This window comes from Clostridiales bacterium (genome assembly GCA_015243575.1).
Lineage (GTDB): Bacteria > Bacillota > Clostridia > Peptostreptococcales > Anaerovoracaceae > Anoxybacterium > Anoxybacterium hadale.
Window position 1 is genome coordinate 1827758 of record CP042469.1, and the last position, 17153, is coordinate 1844910.

Here is a 17153-nt window from a genome sequence, read left to right on the forward strand (position 1 = left end):
GAACTTTCGGATTTTCTTAATTAGCTTCATCTACAAAGTGATCATGAAATCCATCTAATTATGATCAAAAGTTCACTTGCAGTACATCCCTCCAGTCTGGTTCTGTCCTTGTCCCTGTGGTTCCCGCGTTATAGAATATCCTCACTGGGTAACTGTATCAAAATAAGATATCATTTCATTGGAAATATTAAGAGTTTCATTTATCACAATATTTTTACAATTTTTCTTGTGTCTTCGCTCGTGCAAAGACACCCTGTTATTATTTCAGCAGTGCAACCGCGGCTTCAAGCTGCCGGTCCACAGTATTCTCATCCGAACCTTCGTCCGGTGCATCTTCGGCCAAAGCCTCAACAACCACGTCCGGCGTTATCCCTACTTTGTGGATGACACTTCCATTTGGGGAAAAGTACTGCATGATGGTCAGTTTTACCGCATCTCCATTGGAAAGCTTCTCAATACTCTGGATGATTCCTTTTCCGTAAGTGGTGGTTCCGACGATTTTCCCACCGCTGTGATCTTTAATTGCTGCAGTGACGATTTCGGAAGCGCTGGCTGTGCCGCCATTCACCAATACTACATAAGGCAATGCTGTAGCTCCCGCATTTGATTTATAATAGCTCTTATTACCCTCTCGATCCTCAGTATAGGTCACAATGCCTTCGTTAAGCAGCATATCCGCCACATCCACGCTGACATCCACAAGGCCTCCTCCATTATCTCTCAGATCGAGAACGAAACCTTTGACGCCTTTGACCTCAAGATCCCTGAGATGTTCTTTAAACTCATCCGCAGTTTTCTCTTCGAAGGAACTGATCCGGATATAGCCTATATTATCATCCAACACCTCTGAACGAACCGTTTTCATCACGATGTTGGCACGAGTTATTTTAAAGTTAAGTTCCTTGCCAGCCCTAAGCACTACAATGTCAACTTTTGTACCGGGCTTTCCGCGCATTGCAGCTACCGCCTGGTCAATACTGGAGCCGTCGTAAAGATCTTCTCCTACGCCAATGATTTTATCTCCTGATTTGATCCCTGCCTGATCTGCAGGAGAGCCATCGATGGGAGCAACAACGTTGATCAGACCCTTATCATCAGGTGCGATGGTGACGCCAATTCCCTGATATTCGCCTGTGGTGGAGATCATGATTTCTTTGTATTCTTCTGCTGTAAGATAGGAAGAATACGGATCTCCGATTCCCCAAAACAGGCCTTTGTACATGCCTTCTTTTAGCTTTTCTTCATCTACAGGCACGTAATATCGCTTCTGTATGTACTGCTCCAGCTCTGCGAGTTCGCCATATTTCTGTTTCATCTGTCTGTAATTGTTGTACTCATCTTTTGTAATAGGCATATATCCGCCGGAGGAGTATCCGACAAAGAATATCGCGCCTCCGGATGCCAGTGCTCCAGCAAGCACTGCAATTACAATTACAAAGATTAAGTTTCGCCTTTTCATCATGAACATAGTAACCGTCCTCCATGGAAGTACTTTTATTTTAATATGTAATTCCCTTTAATACAAACTGTATTTTTGATTCACCATTCCATTCATTAATATCCGGATATCCCACAAGATCAAGAAGTGTGCCGGCAAGGAGCTGATCACAGTATGACTGCGCACTCTGAAAGAGGATGCATGGCAGCCCTCTTCCTACTGCACCTGTTCCTGAGAAACGCACATGCTGCTTCTCGCTTCCCATAAAGCTTACTTTGCTCGGCTGAATCCCTTTGACGCGAAACAGCGGTCTCTCATTCTCGCATCCGAAGGGGGCGAGCTTTTCCAGTTCCAGAGCCAATCTCATATCGATCTGCCTGCCGTCAATGTCCACATCAACTGAGAGTTCCTCATCAAATAGATTCTCATTTTCCTGTAGGATCATTTGAACTTCATGGTTCAGTGCTTCCCTGAGTGTCGGCAGATGACCGGATTGCATTAAAAATCCACAGGCACCTGAATGTCCTCCGAATTTTAGAAAAAGGCTCTCATTTTTTTTCAACAGATCATAGAGATTCAATGAACTGATGCTTCTCCCTGTTCCTTTGAGAAACCCATCTCCTCCTGATTCAGTAACGATAATTGTCGGTCTGCCGTATTCCTCTTTGATCTTGCCGGCAACGATACCGGCGATACCCTCATGGATCCCATCGGGATCAATGACATAAAACAGGTCTTCCGTCAACTTTTCTGTTATAAGTTCCTTGCATTTTTGAAAGGCTTCTTCCTGTATTCGTTTCCGTTCTTTATTATTTTTGATCATTTCTGCTGTATGCAAAGCAATAGCAGACTCGTCTTTTGAGATCAAAAGCTCCACACCGATCCTCGCGTCCATCATTCTGCCAGCAGCATTCAGGTGTGGTACTATAATATATGCGATGTTTTCTGATTTTATCTTATCAGATGTTAATCCTACATCATGAATCAATTTTCTAAGCCCCGGCCTTTTACCTGCTCGGATCACATCCAGTCCATATTTTGTCAGGGTTCGATTTTCATCGACCAAAGGTACGATATCCCCGATGGTAGCGATGGCAACTAAGTCCAGAACTTCCGTCAGCACCGACTTGGGCAATTTTGCTTTTCGTTGTATGCCTTGGGCCAGTTTGAATGCCACGCCACAGCCCGCCAGCTGTTTGAAGGGATAGGAGCAGTCCACCTGTTTAGGATTGATCAGAATGCAGTCAGCCGGCCTGTCATTAATATTATGATGGTCCGTAACGATAAAATCTATTCCCATCCCTTTCCCGTATTCCACTTCATCATAGGAAACGCTGCCACAGTCTACGGTGACAATCAGTTCTCCTCCATCGTTTTTTATTTGGTCAATGGCATCCTGATTCAGACCATAGCCTTCGTCAAATCGAGAGGGAATGTAGTAGGTCAGATTGGTCGTTAGTTGAGACAGCACTTGCATCAGGAGGCTGACAGAGGTCACGCCATCAGCATCATAATCTCCGTAAATACAAATCCTTTTGCCTTGATTGATTGCAGACAACAGGAAATCCACCCCTGCTTCCAAATTTTTCAGCAGGAATGGATCATAGGTAAGACTTGGCTTTACGGCAAGGAATTCCATCAATTCATTTTCGTCTGTGATTCCTCTATTTCTTAAAATCTCAAGGATAATTGGATGAATGCCGTTCATATTACAACCAATTCCTTGGGTTTTGATATTCTCCGTTGACACGAACCTCAAAGTGAATATGCGGACCGGTTGATTGTCCCGTAGATCCAACCAATGCGATGGCCTGACCTTTGGCTACCACATCTCCGGTGCTTACCAGCAGCTTGCTGTTGTGGGCATACAGTGTAACGATACCGCCCCCGTGATCGATCATCACTAGATTACCGTAACTGTTGTTCCAGCCGGCTTTTATGACGGTTCCGTCATTGGCTGCAAGAACATTGGTTCCTGCTGCTGCTCCGATATCCATACCGGTATGTAATTTATTTACTTTAAGAATCGGATGCATCCGATACCCAAATTCCGATGTAACCCTGGTGCTGCTTTGTGACGGCCAGGCGAATACGCCTCCGACGAAGGCCTGATTTCCCTGGAGTTTTCTGATTTCTGCCACCAAGCGATCCGCTTCTGCATTGAGTTCATCCAGCGACTCCTCAAGTGCGTCATTGTCACTTTCCACCTGAGCTTTTAAGCTTGCCACCTCACCTCTGGATACTTGGAGGGCAGACTGCTTGTCCGCTTCTTTTTGCTTCTCCGAAAGAAGCTGTGCCTGAAGAGTTTCCAGCTGTTTTTTCTGGAGTTCTATTTTTTGATGCTGCTCCTCCATGAGTTTCAGGATATCCACATCATTGTCAAAGATACGCTGAACCATATCCATATTGGTCATAAAATCAGTGATGTCATCAGAACCCAGCAGGATCTGAATCATCCCCACATCACCGTTTTTATACATGGCCCGCAGTCTCTTTTCAAGACTTTCGTTTTGCTGCGCCATCTCCTGCTCAACCTGCTGAAGGTTCGCTTTCACCGAAGAGATATTCTTTTCGGTTTTATTAATGTCGCCCTGAATACCAGAAATCTCTTTCTCCGCTTCGTTGATCTGGCTCTCTAGCTGCTTGATTTGACTGTTCAACTGTTTTTCTTTGTTCTTGCCATTTTTAAGCTCTGATTTCGTCTGGTTGATCTTTTTATTGATATCATTCAGATTCTGCTGCTCATCAGCATAGGTCATCCCAATGGTGATTGCAGAAGCGGTTAATGCAAATGTTATTACATACGAAACCAATCTCTTCACTATGTACTTCCCCCTTTTTAACGTACTACAAATCCTCTTACGTACTATAAATCTACTCTTACGTGTCTAAAAATCTTCTCATAGAAATGATGCTTCCACAAGCACCGATGCTGATGCCCAGTGCCGTAAAAATCCAAATCAGCCTTACCGCAAGGAAAGCTCCCGGTACCATTGTTGTTGAAAGGATCACAAAGATCGTCGGCCCCAGAAGTTCCATGGTTTTATAATAGATCAGGCTGACAATCCCAACAGAGATTGCTGCCGACAGAATGCCGATGAGAATCCCTTCAATCAGAAACGGCCCCCGAATGAACCAGTTGGTAGCCCCTACGTATTTCATGATGCTGATTTCCCGTTCCCTTGCAAGCACTGTCAGTTTGATGGTATTGGAAACAACAACAACTGAGATGATGACCAGAAAGATTATAATGATCATTGCACCAAACTGAATAAAGCGCGTCACCTTCATCAACTGATCGACAGTATCTTTATAGTATTTAATATCTTCAATCCCATCAAAGGTTTTTACCTTTGCAACAACTGCATCAGCTGCTTCCAACCTTGATACTTTAATCAGAATTGAATTGGGAAGCGGGTTATTTTCCAGCCCATCCAACAGATAGGCGTTGTCTCCCCACTTTACTTTCCAGTTTGCCATAGCTTCTTCATCGGACAAGTAAACAGCTTCTGTTACGCCGTCTGTACTGTTCAGCGATGCGATGATTGCGGAAGCCTGCTCAAATGTCGTTTCGTCCATCAAATAAACTTGAATGGTATCAAACTGCTTCTTGGCACTTTCAGAAGCCATATTTACATTTACTACCAAAATGAAAAAGAGACCTAAGATCAATAACATAGCGGTAATGGAAAACATGGATGCAAAACTCATTGCTCTGTTTCTGAATGCTTGCTTAAAGGCCTGTTTAAAGGCGTATCCCCAACTATTTAACATGGCTGCCAAACACACCTCCCGCCGGTAAACAGGAAAGCAGCCGCTCGTCCTCATATGCCCCGTAACTTCCACTGGCATCATCACGAACAATGCGTCCCTTATCGATCGCTATAACACGCTTACCCATTTTATCAACAATATCCTTTGCATGGGTCACCATCACAATGGTGGTTCCGCGCAGATTTATCTGTTCCAATAGCCTCATGATTTCCCATGCTGTATCCGGATCGAGATTTCCGGTGGGTTCATCCGCAATGAGCACAGTGGGATTATTTACAATTGCACGTGCAATCGCCACTCTCTGCTGTTCTCCTGCAGAAAGCTCGTGAGGATATTTACTTGCCTTCGAACTGATGCCCACCAGGCTGAGAACCTGAGGCACCTGCCTGCGTATAGAACGCTGGCTCATATGTACGATTTCCATTGCAAAGGCGACATTTTCAAAGACCGTTTTTTTCGGCAGTAAGCGGAAATCCTGGAATACAATGCCTGTACTGCGCCGAAGTTTTGGGATATGTCTGTTTGCAAGATTGGTGATTTCCATACCATTCATTATAATGCTGCCTTTATCTGCATTGATTTCCTTCAAAATCAGTCGAATAAAGGTGGATTTCCCGGCCCCGCTGGGTCCTACCAAAAAAACGAAATCACCCTTGTTTATTTTTACACTCACGTCCTGAATGCCGATATTTGTTCCATAGGACTTTGTCACATTATCAAAAGCTATCATTTTTCTCTGAGTCCTTTCCCGTTATGTATCTTTTTTTGCTTGAAATGACCGATTTTGCAGTGCAAATCGCCATGTCCCCTGCCAATCCATGCTTCCTCAAAATTATACACAAACTTACATAATATTATAATACATAACGGGATAATATTGAATACTTTCTTACATTACAAGTTCATTACAATTCCGATGTAATTTTTTCCTGTTTTCCAGCATTTTGCAGATTTTTATTCCTTTCCGGAAACTTAAAGCAGCGTTGGTCTAATGGAAGGCGCACAGCTGGCTTAGGAATTTTTCTGTGCGGCAAGAAAGCCGCGTCTCCTCAATGAAACCATGGCGCACCAGCTGCTTCCTATAGTTTTATCTTTGATACAATTTCTTGAAACGGTTCCTTTAATATTTTCTTTACATCATTCAGCGTAAAGGGGATCTTGCAGTTATATTCCGCCGCATAGATGCTTTCCGCATTGATCATCGGAACAACAACCGGATCTTTCAGCTTTAGAAAATCCCACATCTGGTTTCGGTTCACACCTCGATTCAGCTTATTGACTACATATAGTATTTCCATTTGCCTAAGTTCGAGAGCTCTTATTCTGCAAAGTGTTTCATAACCCTTCAACATCTTCGACGGAAGAGGATCAATCACCGTAATAATCTGATCCATACTATGAAGCAATGCAAAGTCCTCTTCTCCTGCACCCGAGAAATCGCATAGAATGATATCTCCCTTTGCATGACAAACCAGCCGCAGCTTTTGTTCGAAGTTCAGAAGAACCCCTTCTTCTTCCGGAGCGTTGAGGATCCAGTTTATGCCCTCGTCCATGTTCCGCGCTCCCCGAACAGCCCGGTTTTCTTCCAAAGCTTTGTAGAAGTGAAAATAAGGTCTTCCCGCAAAACGCCTGTCCATTCCGTAGGAATCAAACAGAGTACCCATACCCAATTCAACCACTGCTGGTTCATGCTTTCCAGTGTTGGCAAGATATCTGGCGAGGCAGCCCGTTAGAAAGCTTACGCCAGCCCCGCCTGAAATGCCAATCATTCCGATTTTTAGCTTATCCATCGCTGCATAACGTTCTTCCTCCTCCGCTTCTCTTGAGAGAATGCGTTTCAAACTGGCAACGGAATCTGTCTTTAAGTTAAATTCATTCAACGTGCTGCGTTCCTCCCTCCGTACATCTGCATTGAACTGATGCATTGAACTAAACCATCATTTTCTTTCTCTGTGTTTCCAGTATATAAATATTTATAATATATGTCAATATTTAACATTTGTTTGCAAAAAAATAAAACCCTTCGCCACAGCATTGCTGCGGCTTGCGGGCATTACTAAATGGATAAAAATTCAGGGGCTAACAAGGAGACGAAATCCCTTCCGCGAACTTCGCCTATTTGGGACACAATGTTCCAATCGATGCTAACCCCATGATTTACCAGCAGCACTTTTACTCTTGGTACTGCACTTTGAGCTCGATTTGATCCGGCAGGAATCCAAGGTCTGTTTCGGCTACCTGTATCGGATAGGTCAACACCTGGGTCAGTGCGGTTCCCGGCTGTGGGTCTCTAAACACTGTATAGACGCTCAGTGTTTTTATTCCATCCTCCTCTGAAACAGTCATCTTATCGATGGCAATCTCATAACCGGAGGTGGGTTTTTCCCCTCTCGTAGCAATCACATAGATCTTGTCATCGACAACACAGGCCAGCGCTCTTTCAAGCCCTCGATACTCTGGGATGACTTGACTGGCAATCTGTTGAGGGATATCTGTATCCCCTAAAATCTTGTAGCTCACCTTATCATCACCTTCAAAAATAAACATCCCTGCCACGATTGCGGCAACTGCAACTATAATAACAGCAAATAGAATTGACATTTTTCCGCTTGGTTTACGCATCTTCTTTATTGCGCCTGATTTACTCACAATCAAAACTCCCTCCTGCCATAAATTTTTATTAAAATCTATTCAAAGAGGGAGCTTAATATTCGTACTATTTTTTTCTCTGCCGTAGGAAACACTGATTTTCAGAAGGTGCTTTCATTAGTTAGCGACAAGAATGATCAATGTTTTTTACAGGCTTTTCACTGCTGAGACGATATCTGCCGCCGTCAGGCCGTATTTAACAAGAAGCTCGGCAGGCTTCCCAGATTCCCCAAAGGAATCCTGAAGTCCTACAAAGGCTATTTTCGTCGGGGCGTTTTGAACAACCACCTCGGCAACTGCAGAGCCTAGCCCTCCCAGTACGGTATGCTCTTCCGCAGTCACGATACCCTTTGTCTCTTTCGCAGCTTTGATAATGATGTCCTTGTCAATGGGTTTAATGGTGTGAATATCGATGACTCGCAGGCTGATTCCTTCTTTTTCGAGGGTTTCAGCTGCAATCAGGGCTTCATTCACCATAATACCGGTAGCAATCACTGTATAATCACTGCCATCTTTAACACAATTGCCTTTGCCGATCTGAATATCGCTGTCCGCCTCATACAGACCGGGCACCGCTGCTCTTCCGAGTCTTACATAAACGGGTCCATCTAACTCTGCTGCTTGCTGAATCAGAAGCTTAGCAGACATACCGTCTGATGGGCTGATTACCGTCATTCCCGGAATCGTACGCATCAAAGCAAGGTCTTCAATGGACTGATGGCTTCCGCCGTCTTCCCCTACAGTTACACCTGCATGCGTTGCACAAATCTTCACATTCGCCTTTGTATAACCAATGGAGTTTCTGATAATTTCAAAAGCTCTTCCTGCTGCAAACATCGCAAAGGTGCTCGCAAAGACAGTTTTTCCTGAATGAGCGATACCCGCTGCTACTCCATAGAGATTCTGCTCTGAAATACCCATATTGAAAAAGCGCTCCGGATACTTACCTGCAAACACTGCCGTCATTGTCGATTTTGAAAGGTCCGCATCAAGAACCACGATATTTTGATTTTTTTCACCAAGCTCAGCGAGAACTTCTCCATAAGCCTGTCTGGTAGCCATTTTTTCTGACATTACCACTCACCTCCCAGTTCTTCCACTGCTTGTTTGGCCTCTGCTTCACTCGGGGCTTTGCCATGCCAGCCGGCCTTGCCTTCCATATAGGATACGCCTTTTCCCTTAAGTGTCTTTGCAACGATCACGGTAGGTTTGCCCTTTTGTGCACGGGCTTCCTCGAAAGCTTCTGCGATCTCTTTCAGAGAATGTCCGTCAACATGAATCACATGAAAGCCGAAGCTTTTAAATTTCTCATCTACAGGATTTACTGTGATAACTTCTTCATTTTTTCCGTCTATCTGAAGACCGTTCCAGTCCACGATTGCAACGAGATTATCCAGCTTATAATGTGCCGCTGCCATAGCAGCTTCCCAAATAATTCCTTCCTGCAGCTCACCGTCACCTAATAATGCAAAGATTCTTCCTGGATTTTTATCGAGCTTATTTGCGATTGCCATCCCAACAGAAGATGAAAAACCTTGACCAAGAGATCCTGTCGACATTTCAACTCCGGGAACCTTTTTCATATCAGGGTGTCCCTGAAGGATGGAGCCGAATTTACGGAAACCGCTGAGCTCCTCAGTTGGGAAATATCCTCTATGTGCAAGTGTAGCATAGAGAACAGGCGAAGCATGGCCCTTTGAAAGTACAAATTTGTCCCGGCCGTATTTTTTGGGTTCTGCTGGATCGACATTCATTTCATGAAAGTAGAGCACTGTCATGATATCTGCTGCGGAGAGGGAACCACCTGGATGCCCGGAATTCGCATGAAATGTTTGTTTGATTATATCAACCCTGATATCCCGTGCGACCTTCTCCAATTGTTGGTAGTCGATATTCATTCTCATTTTCCTCCTTTTAATTTGCTGAGTAGGACCTTTATCATGAAAAGCGGCAAAGCCGCCATTCTTTTATATCTGCTTGGCTGCTGAATGAATCGATAAAGCCATTCCAGCCCATGGTTCCGATAAAATTCCGGCGCTCGTTTCAGGGTTCCCGCCCAAACGTCAAGACTGCCGCCCACACCGATGGCAGCTTTCACATTCAGCTGATTTCTATGGGTGAATACAAATTTCTCCTGTTTGGGAGATCCCAGTGCTGCACAAAGAAAATCTGCACCTGAGGCGTTGATTTTGCTGATCAGCTCCTGTTCATCGGCTTCTTTGAAGTAGCCGTGATGGACTCCAGCAATCTTTAGATTTGTATATTTCTCCTTGATTTTTTCAGCAGCGAGCTCTGCAATTCCCGGAGCACCCCCATCTCCCGGTTTGCTGCCCAGGAAAAAGACTGACTGTCCTGTTTCCTCCAAATATTCTAAGATGGAGCTTAGAAAATCAATCCCTGTAACGCGCTCAGAAAGAGGCATACCCATGATTCTGGATGCATAAACCAAGCCGATTCCATCAGGGATAACCAGATCTGCCTGTTCAATGATCTCTTTCAGTTCTTTGTCTTTTGTTGCATTTACGATAATTTCTGAGTTTGGCGTAACGATTTGACTGCAGCCCGCCGAGCTCATGAGCTTGCGGAAGATTTCCATGGCCGCAGGGTATTCCACCATATCCACCGGTATATTCAAAATTTTGATTCGTCTGTTACTTGGCATCCTTACCATTCCTCTTCATCATTTTATTCTATAAAAATATTTACTTATTTATTAGTTTTTTTATTAATTCTTCGTTGGTATCCAGCTTTTGTATGAGCAGCTCAATTCTCTTTTTTACCTTATTTCTAATGGCCTGAGCATTGGCGACTGTCTTTTCAAACTCTTCCAGAAAGAACTCACTTTTGAAGTCATACATTGAGCACATGGCCTTCATATCCATAGAATGCATAAAAGAGTTGATCTTAGGATCGTAGGAAACTGCGATCATCGGAACATCCATGATCGCTGCATGTATCAGCGCATGAAGGCGAACGCCCACCAATACATCCATATTCCCGATAATGCTCAACATCTCGTTGGTCAGATACTTATGCTTGATGCAAAATACTTCCCTGCCAAGTCTTCTTTCCAGTTCCTCGATCACAGCCATGTCTTCAGAAAAATGAAAGGGGATTAAGACAATTTGCGCCCGATGCTCGTCGATGAGTCTCCGTATAGAAATACAAAGTTCATCTACAAAGTTACTGTTAATCTTCTTTTCTCTGATGGCAAAGCCCACAGTAAGTCTGCCATCCTCGGCACTGAAACCTTCCTCCTTCAGAATGTTTCTGCCCAAAGACAGATCTGCTTTCTTCACCCGGAGAACTGGATCAGCCGTAACATGAACTAGGTCAGCTTTAACGCCAATCTCAATCAGCAGCTCTTTTGATGCCTCATCTCTCACAACAATTCCGTCGGCATGTTTCAAGGTAGCTGCAGTGAGACTTCGATTTATTTTTGATAAAATCGGCCCGATTCCCTGACTATAGATAAAGACCTTTTTACGGAAGAAAAAAGCTGCCCACATAATCATTAAATAATAGAGTATGCTCTTTTTACTTGTTACATCCTGCAAGAGGCTGCCTCCTCCGCTGATCAGCAGATCGCATTTTCGCACCGCATTCAGAATGGAGGATATCGATTTTCGATTTACGGAATTCACACCGTATTTCTGGACAGTGGATTCCGGATTCCGGGAAAGCACCGTGATATCAATATCATTTAGTTTGCTGCGAAGATTGTCCACCACCGCCTGGAGGATGGACTCATCTCCGATATTGTTAAATCCGTAATATCCGGAAATCAGTATTCGAACCATTTAAAACGTCTGCCTTTCCAGCTTCTTATAGAGCCTGTGTCCTATTTCAAAAACAATGATTCCAACGATGCCGATAAAAATACCAAACAGCAGTGAATAGCCTGTTCTCGCTAAGCCCAAGTAGAGCGGACTTCTAATATGCATAAAGGTATTTGCAGGCGAAGTCATACCGATGACAGCGGCTAGTCCGAACAATATAGGCCAGAGCTTAAATCGCCGTACGGAGACATATACAAACATCATTACCGAAGGGAACGCAAACAGAAATTCCTTGTTTCTTGGCCGTGCAATGAGATGATCTTCCAGCATGTTTCTAAAGAGCATTTCCAGATTGGACACCTCAACGGAGGATTCGTTCCCGGTCCTGCTGATATAGTAATAACCAAGGATGAGCAAGCAGCTACCCAGCAATACCATCCAAACCTTGATACTCGCGTTCATCATATCACGAAGATCAAGATATTCCAAGGATCCCGGGTGCTTCTTGCTTCCTCCGAAACCGTAATATGCCAGGTATGCAGCCGCAAAGAAAGCCAGTGGCAGCAGCTGTGCTGCTTTTACCCCGCGGAAGATATCGATTTCAAGAAGATAATTAATGGATGAGATCGGAGCTGCAGTCATGATACCACCGATGACAGAAATGGCAATTCCGATGAACAGCGTTGCAATTCCCAGCCCTGCAAGCTTGACCAAAGGGGTTTCCTTGTCTAATTGCTCTGTATATTCTCTGCTTTGCTTTACGATATAAGCGATTGCCAAGCAGGGGAAAATAACTGCCGCGGCAAAGGATGTGATTAATTCCGCATAGCTTGGGAGCACAAGGAACGCTCCGGAAGCGCCCAGAGCACCTAAAACCAGCAGTGACAATTTTACTCTTCTTCTCATTGGAAATATTGTTTGAAGCAGTAGAATTGCAGCAGCTACGCAGCCGTAGGCAATTGCCAGCTTGAGAATTCGGCTGACCTGATAATCATCCATCACCGATGCCTTGTCCCCAAACTGAATCCCGTGCTCGTTCAGTCTTTCCTCCAGATTAGAGAACATGGTTCTATATTCTTCCGGGTCTGTTACATAGACATGCTGATCTCTAAATTCCTTAATAGGCTTATAGTATATGAGACGAATGTTCCGTTCCACGACAGCGCGGAACAGTGTGTTTTCAATTTCCTTCGCCCCTTCATATCCGTAGTACTGATATCGGTTCTGAATGTAATCCCAGACACTAAAGATACGAACTGCATCATATCCCGTCTTTTTTACGGTTTCATCCACCCCGAACTGCAGGATGTTCTGACGTTGGGTGGTATTTTCAATGAGCCCCAGCGTAACATTGTTTTCCTCCAGATAATTTTTCACGGTATCGATTCCATCATCATAACCAATGATACTCTCCCCGCCCACAATCATATATTCAGGAGCAACTCCCATTTTCTTATAGCTATTGATCACTGCTCTTTCATAATCCGCATCATTCCAACCTTCGTAGCTGGCAGTTCTGGGAATAATGTCCATTCCAGCTGCCTTTACAATATCCAGCTTTGAGGGCAGAATTCCAAGATTGAGATACATCAGCTTAGAACTGATGATTTCATCCTTCTCAGTAAAGCCTTTCTTACTGATGCTGCTCATATACTTATATTTTTCCGTATAAAGGGTTTCTTTAGCCGTGCCGTCGAGCACGATAAGCCCCCCGTTATCACTTTCATAAGCAAAATATTTTTCTGCCTGATAACGGTCGCTGACAGCATTTGTAACAAAATCAAAGGCTTCTTTTGATGCCGCTTCTATCAAAACGTCATATTCGTCAAACCCATTATCCTTCAGTTCTTCAATAAAACCCTCCGGATATTTTGCTTCCCAATCCGCTTCCTTCATGATTTGGTACATGATCTCTGCACTGACAGGCATATCTGTATTTTCCATCAAGCTGACCATGTTTTCCTCAGCTAGTCCCACTTTTGTGATGCCCATACCTTTAAATTCTTCGAGCCACCAGGATACATCATGATCTGATTGCTTCGCCATCGCTTCAACTTCATTATAATCTAATACAATATCATACGTTTTGTTTTGACTTTCTACTGAAATTCTACCCCCGATTGCAACAAACGAAACAAGAACGGCAAGTGCGACAATAAGCAGCAAGACCTTGTTTTCCCTGATTAATAATTTCATCCCCTGTGTTTTCCTTCCTAAAATTATGTATGTATTCAATGTTAATACACCGGTTGGTCAGCCGATGCTATAACATTGTACCTTTTTTTTCTCTTATAGTAAATAGGATGAGAACAAACAGAGAATTTTAATAAAAAATTACTAAAAATCTCAAAAAGCCTCCGGTTTTTCTCTAAAACCGGAGGCTTTTCTACAAATAATTTGATGCTTCAATTCTATTGGATTCTAATTTTTTGACCAGGGTAGATTAAATCAGGAGTTAAGAGATGATTGATCTCAGCAAGCTCCTTCCATGTCCAGTTGTATTTCAGTGCAATTTTCCAGAGGACATCGCCCGGAACAACGGTGTAATAAGCGGAACTCATTGACAAAGTTCCTGCATCCGCAGGAGCCTGTATGATTGACAACCCAGTGCCTTCTCCTGCTTCTTTGTATCCGCTGCTGCTCAGGGATTTGGGGATCACGAATTCATCTGCAAGCTTCCACGTTTCCCAGTTTTCCGGATCAGCCTTCTGCATTGAAGTAACCTTGATCCCATCCTTAGAAACGGTCACAAGGTTGACGGTCTGCTGATCTTCGTCATCGTGATACGAGTCTGTGAAATACTTTGATCGATCAAGATAGTCATAGTATTTATTGCCCACTGTACCTCCGGTAATATAGGTCGTGCCTTCACCGAGAGGAACCTTTTGATCGTTTTTGACCGTGCCTCTGATATAAATATGATCGTGACCGTTCAAAAACAAATCCACCTTCATATCGTCGATGGCATCGATGAGATACGGCCGTACTTCCATGGGATCATGGTTTGAGGTATAAGGACCTGCATGGGCAACCATGATTCTCCACTTTTTATTTGATTGTTCAAAGCATGCTTTCGCCCAATCCAGCTGCTTTTGCAGGATTTCAGGCTTTTCCGCAGGAGGGGTTACTTCGGTGTTAATGATTACAAAACATGCATCACCGTATTCCATTGCGCCAATGGTGTTGTCAAATGAGGTTCCCGCATCTCCACCCGGCAGATTAAAACGCCCTGCAAAGTTTATGAAGTTCCAGTCGCCCTTCATTTCATGGTTGCCAGGTATGGTAATGCTGGGGTATTTTGAGAAGTAGTCACCCATAACTTCGAAGCATGCATCCCATTCACTTGATTTATATCCGTCCTGCGTGATGTCTCCCGCAGTAAGAAAGAATTCCATCTTTTCGAGCTTTGTCAGTGCAAAATCCATTGACTTCTGGAACGATTCATAGTCTTCCGTGCTGACAGACTGCGGATCTGAGACGAACAGGAAGGAGAAAGCATCAGCAGCCTTGTCAGACGGGGCCTTGAATTCCTTCTCCGGGCTCATAAACGTCTTGCCATCACCGACAGAGTAAACATAAATTGCATCGGGCTTTAGATCTTCGAGCGTCACTTGATGGGTATTTTTTTCCTTCCACCCCTTGGTGACAGCAGTCAGAAAGCTCTTACCCTCTTTTGACGTCCATTCAGACGAGCCTTTTATTTTATATTTAATTACAGTTGCATCAATTTCCGGAACTGTCAGCCAGCTAAAGCGCAGCGATCCCTGTTCAGAGCCTACTGTCATCGTTATCTGAGAAGGTTCTCCAAGAATTCTGCCATCATCTACATAAACCGAGACAGGGAATTCGCTGTAATAAGGGTAAGTAACTGTACCTGCGGCTGTTTCAGCCTTAATATAATAATAAACATATTCGGCTTTATCTGTGGGAAGCTGCGCTGTATACCTCCCATCTGTCGCCAGGTTCATTTTAACATGGTCTGTAAACTTCGTTCCATCAGGGTCGTAACCGTAATACAGGCTGACGGAGTTTACTGTTTCGGGTGATAACACCTTGGCCGCAATCATTGTTTTCTCATGAAGCTTGGCTGTATTCATCGGCGAGCTGATGATGTTTGTTGACTTTACCACATAATTAGCTGCAATACTGGTAACTTCAGAGGAAAAACCTTTCAGCATGGGATAGCCGCCGGTTGCAGTGGTTTTCCAATCCCAAACATTGCTGAAATCCCATCCCAGATCAAGGTAAGTCTCTTTGCTGCAGATCTTTTCTGTAGAAGCAGGTTCAAAATATACGCGGTTTGGCCTTTCAACGGGACCGTTTCCGATCATTTGCGTTCCTTCCCATGCATAATTGTTGTTGATATTAATCCCGCTTTCATCGTTAAGCTGGCCCACAATACGATCCGTATCTCTGACACCGGTTATCACCGACTGTGCTGCGACGCAGTTTTCAAGACGGTCTCCCGCATTAAAAGATCCAACGATTCCACCTGCCATTCCGTTTGAAGCATTGGATGTGACTGTTCCCAGTGCAAAGCATTTGCCGATATAACCTCCGCCGTCCTGTATTCCTGCAATTCCGCCTACGTCGTAGGGTGCAATAATATCAGCATTGATAAAGCAGTTTTCTACTCTGCCCATTACAGGTCCTTCCCCCTCTTTTACCTTACCTGCAACAGCACCGCCGGTATGAGAGTTGGATAGATTATCGACAACGATTTTGCCCGTTACAACACAGTTTGTAATGGTACCATAGTTAACGCCTGTCAGTCCTCCGACATTTTGCTGTCCAATGATGTCACAATTGATTAGAGCAAGGTTTTTAATATATGCAGGCTGGTTTTCATTTCCGATATAACCGAAGAGGCCTACATATTTTTTAGGGTAATGTACTTTTAGGTTTTTAATCATATGAAATTGACCATCAAAAGTTCCAATAAAGCCTGCTTCTTTTTCAGAAGCGATGGGAATGAAATCCTCAAAAGCTGACATGTCAATATCCGTTGTCAGAACATAGTGGCCGTCACGTGGCGCCCCATCTTTCCAATCACCTGACATATACATGATATGCTCGGGTTTGCTGACCTCGTATACGTTCTTTACAGCATTATACAAAGGTGCTTCAAAGGCAATTCCCGGTTTGCTGTCTGCACTTGTGTCTGCGGCAAATACCGGAAAAGAACTGAGAGAAAAAAGCATTAAAGAAGTCAGAACTGCGCTGATGACTTTTTTCACTTGCATATTTTTTCCTCCTTAATAAATAACACGGTGAAGCGCGGCATTCGGCCGTCCTTTACCGTCCCTAAGCTGAGGCTGATAGCATGCATGCGCAAAAAGTAATTACTTAACGCAATCACTTTTCAATGGGAGTTTCTGACGAGTAGAATGAATGTTTTTAAATGGGATAAGAATTCATTATTTTTTCACACGATTCGACGAATCGGCGATTTTTTGTGCTTGTTCATATCAGCTCCGCAGGCCTAAAACGTGCTGTTTGACTGCACAAATCGT

General features: G+C 43.9%; 13 protein-coding genes. All 13 read right to left on the reverse strand.

Going from position 1 to position 17153, the window contains the following annotated elements:
• Positions 1-259 precede the first annotated feature (259 nt).
• The 13 genes from FRZ06_08010 to FRZ06_08070 all read right to left on the reverse strand — a co-directional run bounded on the left by FRZ06_08010 (position 260) and on the right by FRZ06_08070 (position 16883).
• Positions 260-1468 carry a S41 family peptidase gene (locus FRZ06_08010; GenBank protein QOX63296.1) on the reverse strand — a complete coding sequence of 403 codons (1209 nt, stop codon included), beginning with the start codon at positions 1466-1468 and terminating at the stop codon, positions 260-262.
• 31 nt (positions 1469-1499) lie between these two features.
• Complete coding sequence (gene recJ / locus FRZ06_08015; protein ID QOX63297.1) at positions 1500-3146, reverse strand: single-stranded-DNA-specific exonuclease RecJ; 1647 nt, start codon at positions 3144-3146, stop codon at positions 1500-1502.
• A 1-nt stretch (position 3147) separates the two neighbouring features.
• On the reverse strand, positions 3148-4260 hold the full coding sequence (locus tag FRZ06_08020) for a peptidoglycan DD-metalloendopeptidase family protein (protein ID QOX63298.1): 1113 nt from the start codon (positions 4258-4260) through the stop codon (positions 3148-3150).
• A 58-nt stretch (positions 4261-4318) separates the two neighbouring features.
• A complete protein-coding gene (locus FRZ06_08025) occupies positions 4319-5212 on the reverse strand; it encodes an ABC transporter permease (GenBank protein QOX65877.1) in 894 nt (297 codons plus the stop codon).
• Positions 5202-5942 (reverse strand): cell division ATP-binding protein FtsE, encoded by a 741-nt coding sequence (ftsE, locus tag FRZ06_08030; protein QOX63299.1) that lies wholly within the window; start codon positions 5940-5942, stop codon positions 5202-5204. Before ftsE ends, FRZ06_08025 begins: the two co-directional genes overlap by 11 nt.
• Positions 5943-6291: 349 nt before the next feature.
• Positions 6292-7092 carry a hypothetical protein gene (locus FRZ06_08035; protein ID QOX63300.1) on the reverse strand — a complete coding sequence of 267 codons (801 nt, stop codon included), beginning with the start codon at positions 7090-7092 and terminating at the stop codon, positions 6292-6294.
• A 292-nt stretch (positions 7093-7384) separates the two neighbouring features.
• A complete protein-coding gene (locus tag FRZ06_08040; GenBank protein QOX63301.1) occupies positions 7385-7861 on the reverse strand; it encodes a protease complex subunit PrcB family protein in 477 nt (158 codons plus the stop codon).
• 147 nt (positions 7862-8008) lie between these two features.
• A complete protein-coding gene (locus FRZ06_08045) occupies positions 8009-8935 on the reverse strand; it encodes a transketolase family protein (GenBank protein QOX63302.1) in 927 nt (308 codons plus the stop codon).
• A complete protein-coding gene (locus FRZ06_08050; GenBank protein ID QOX63303.1) occupies positions 8935-9765 on the reverse strand; it encodes a transketolase in 831 nt (276 codons plus the stop codon). Before FRZ06_08050 ends, FRZ06_08045 begins: the two co-directional genes overlap by 1 nt.
• Positions 9762-10523, reverse strand: coding sequence for a WecB/TagA/CpsF family glycosyltransferase (locus FRZ06_08055; GenBank protein QOX63304.1), 762 nt, complete (start codon positions 10521-10523; stop codon positions 9762-9764). Before FRZ06_08055 ends, FRZ06_08050 begins: the two co-directional genes overlap by 4 nt.
• A 40-nt stretch (positions 10524-10563) precedes the next feature.
• Complete coding sequence (csaB, locus tag FRZ06_08060) at positions 10564-11661, reverse strand: polysaccharide pyruvyl transferase CsaB (GenBank protein ID QOX63305.1); 1098 nt, start codon at positions 11659-11661, stop codon at positions 10564-10566.
• Positions 11662-13836: a hypothetical protein gene (locus tag FRZ06_08065; GenBank protein QOX63306.1), complete on the reverse strand. Its 2175-nt coding sequence runs from the start codon at positions 13834-13836 to the stop codon at positions 11662-11664.
• Positions 13837-14051: 215 nt separating this feature from the next.
• Complete coding sequence (locus FRZ06_08070; protein QOX63307.1) at positions 14052-16883, reverse strand: LysM peptidoglycan-binding domain-containing protein; 2832 nt, start codon at positions 16881-16883, stop codon at positions 14052-14054.
• Positions 16884-17153: the final 270 nt, after the last annotated feature.

Coding starts and splice junctions, on each gene's coding strand:
- FRZ06_08010 (QOX63296.1), bottom strand. CDS start 1,468: ATGTTCATGATGAAAAGGCGAAACTTAATCTTTGTAATTGTAATTGCA.
- FRZ06_08065 (QOX63306.1), bottom strand. CDS start 13,836: ATGAAATTATTAATCAGGGAAAACAAGGTCTTGCTGCTTATTGTCGCA.
- recJ (QOX63297.1), bottom strand. CDS start 3,146: ATGAACGGCATTCATCCAATTATCCTTGAGATTTTAAGAAATAGAGGA.
- FRZ06_08050 (QOX63303.1), bottom strand. CDS start 9,765: ATGAGAATGAATATCGACTACCAACAATTGGAGAAGGTCGCACGGGAT.
- FRZ06_08070 (QOX63307.1), bottom strand. CDS start 16,883: ATGCAAGTGAAAAAAGTCATCAGCGCAGTTCTGACTTCTTTAATGCTT.
- ftsE (QOX63299.1), bottom strand. CDS start 5,942: ATGATAGCTTTTGATAATGTGACAAAGTCCTATGGAACAAATATCGGC.
- csaB (QOX63305.1), bottom strand. CDS start 11,661: ATGGTTCGAATACTGATTTCCGGATATTACGGATTTAACAATATCGGA.
- FRZ06_08025 (QOX65877.1), bottom strand. CDS start 5,212: ATGTTAAATAGTTGGGGATACGCCTTTAAACAGGCCTTTAAGCAAGCA.
- FRZ06_08045 (QOX63302.1), bottom strand. CDS start 8,935: ATGTCAGAAAAAATGGCTACCAGACAGGCTTATGGAGAAGTTCTCGCT.
- FRZ06_08055 (QOX63304.1), bottom strand. CDS start 10,523: ATGCCAAGTAACAGACGAATCAAAATTTTGAATATACCGGTGGATATG.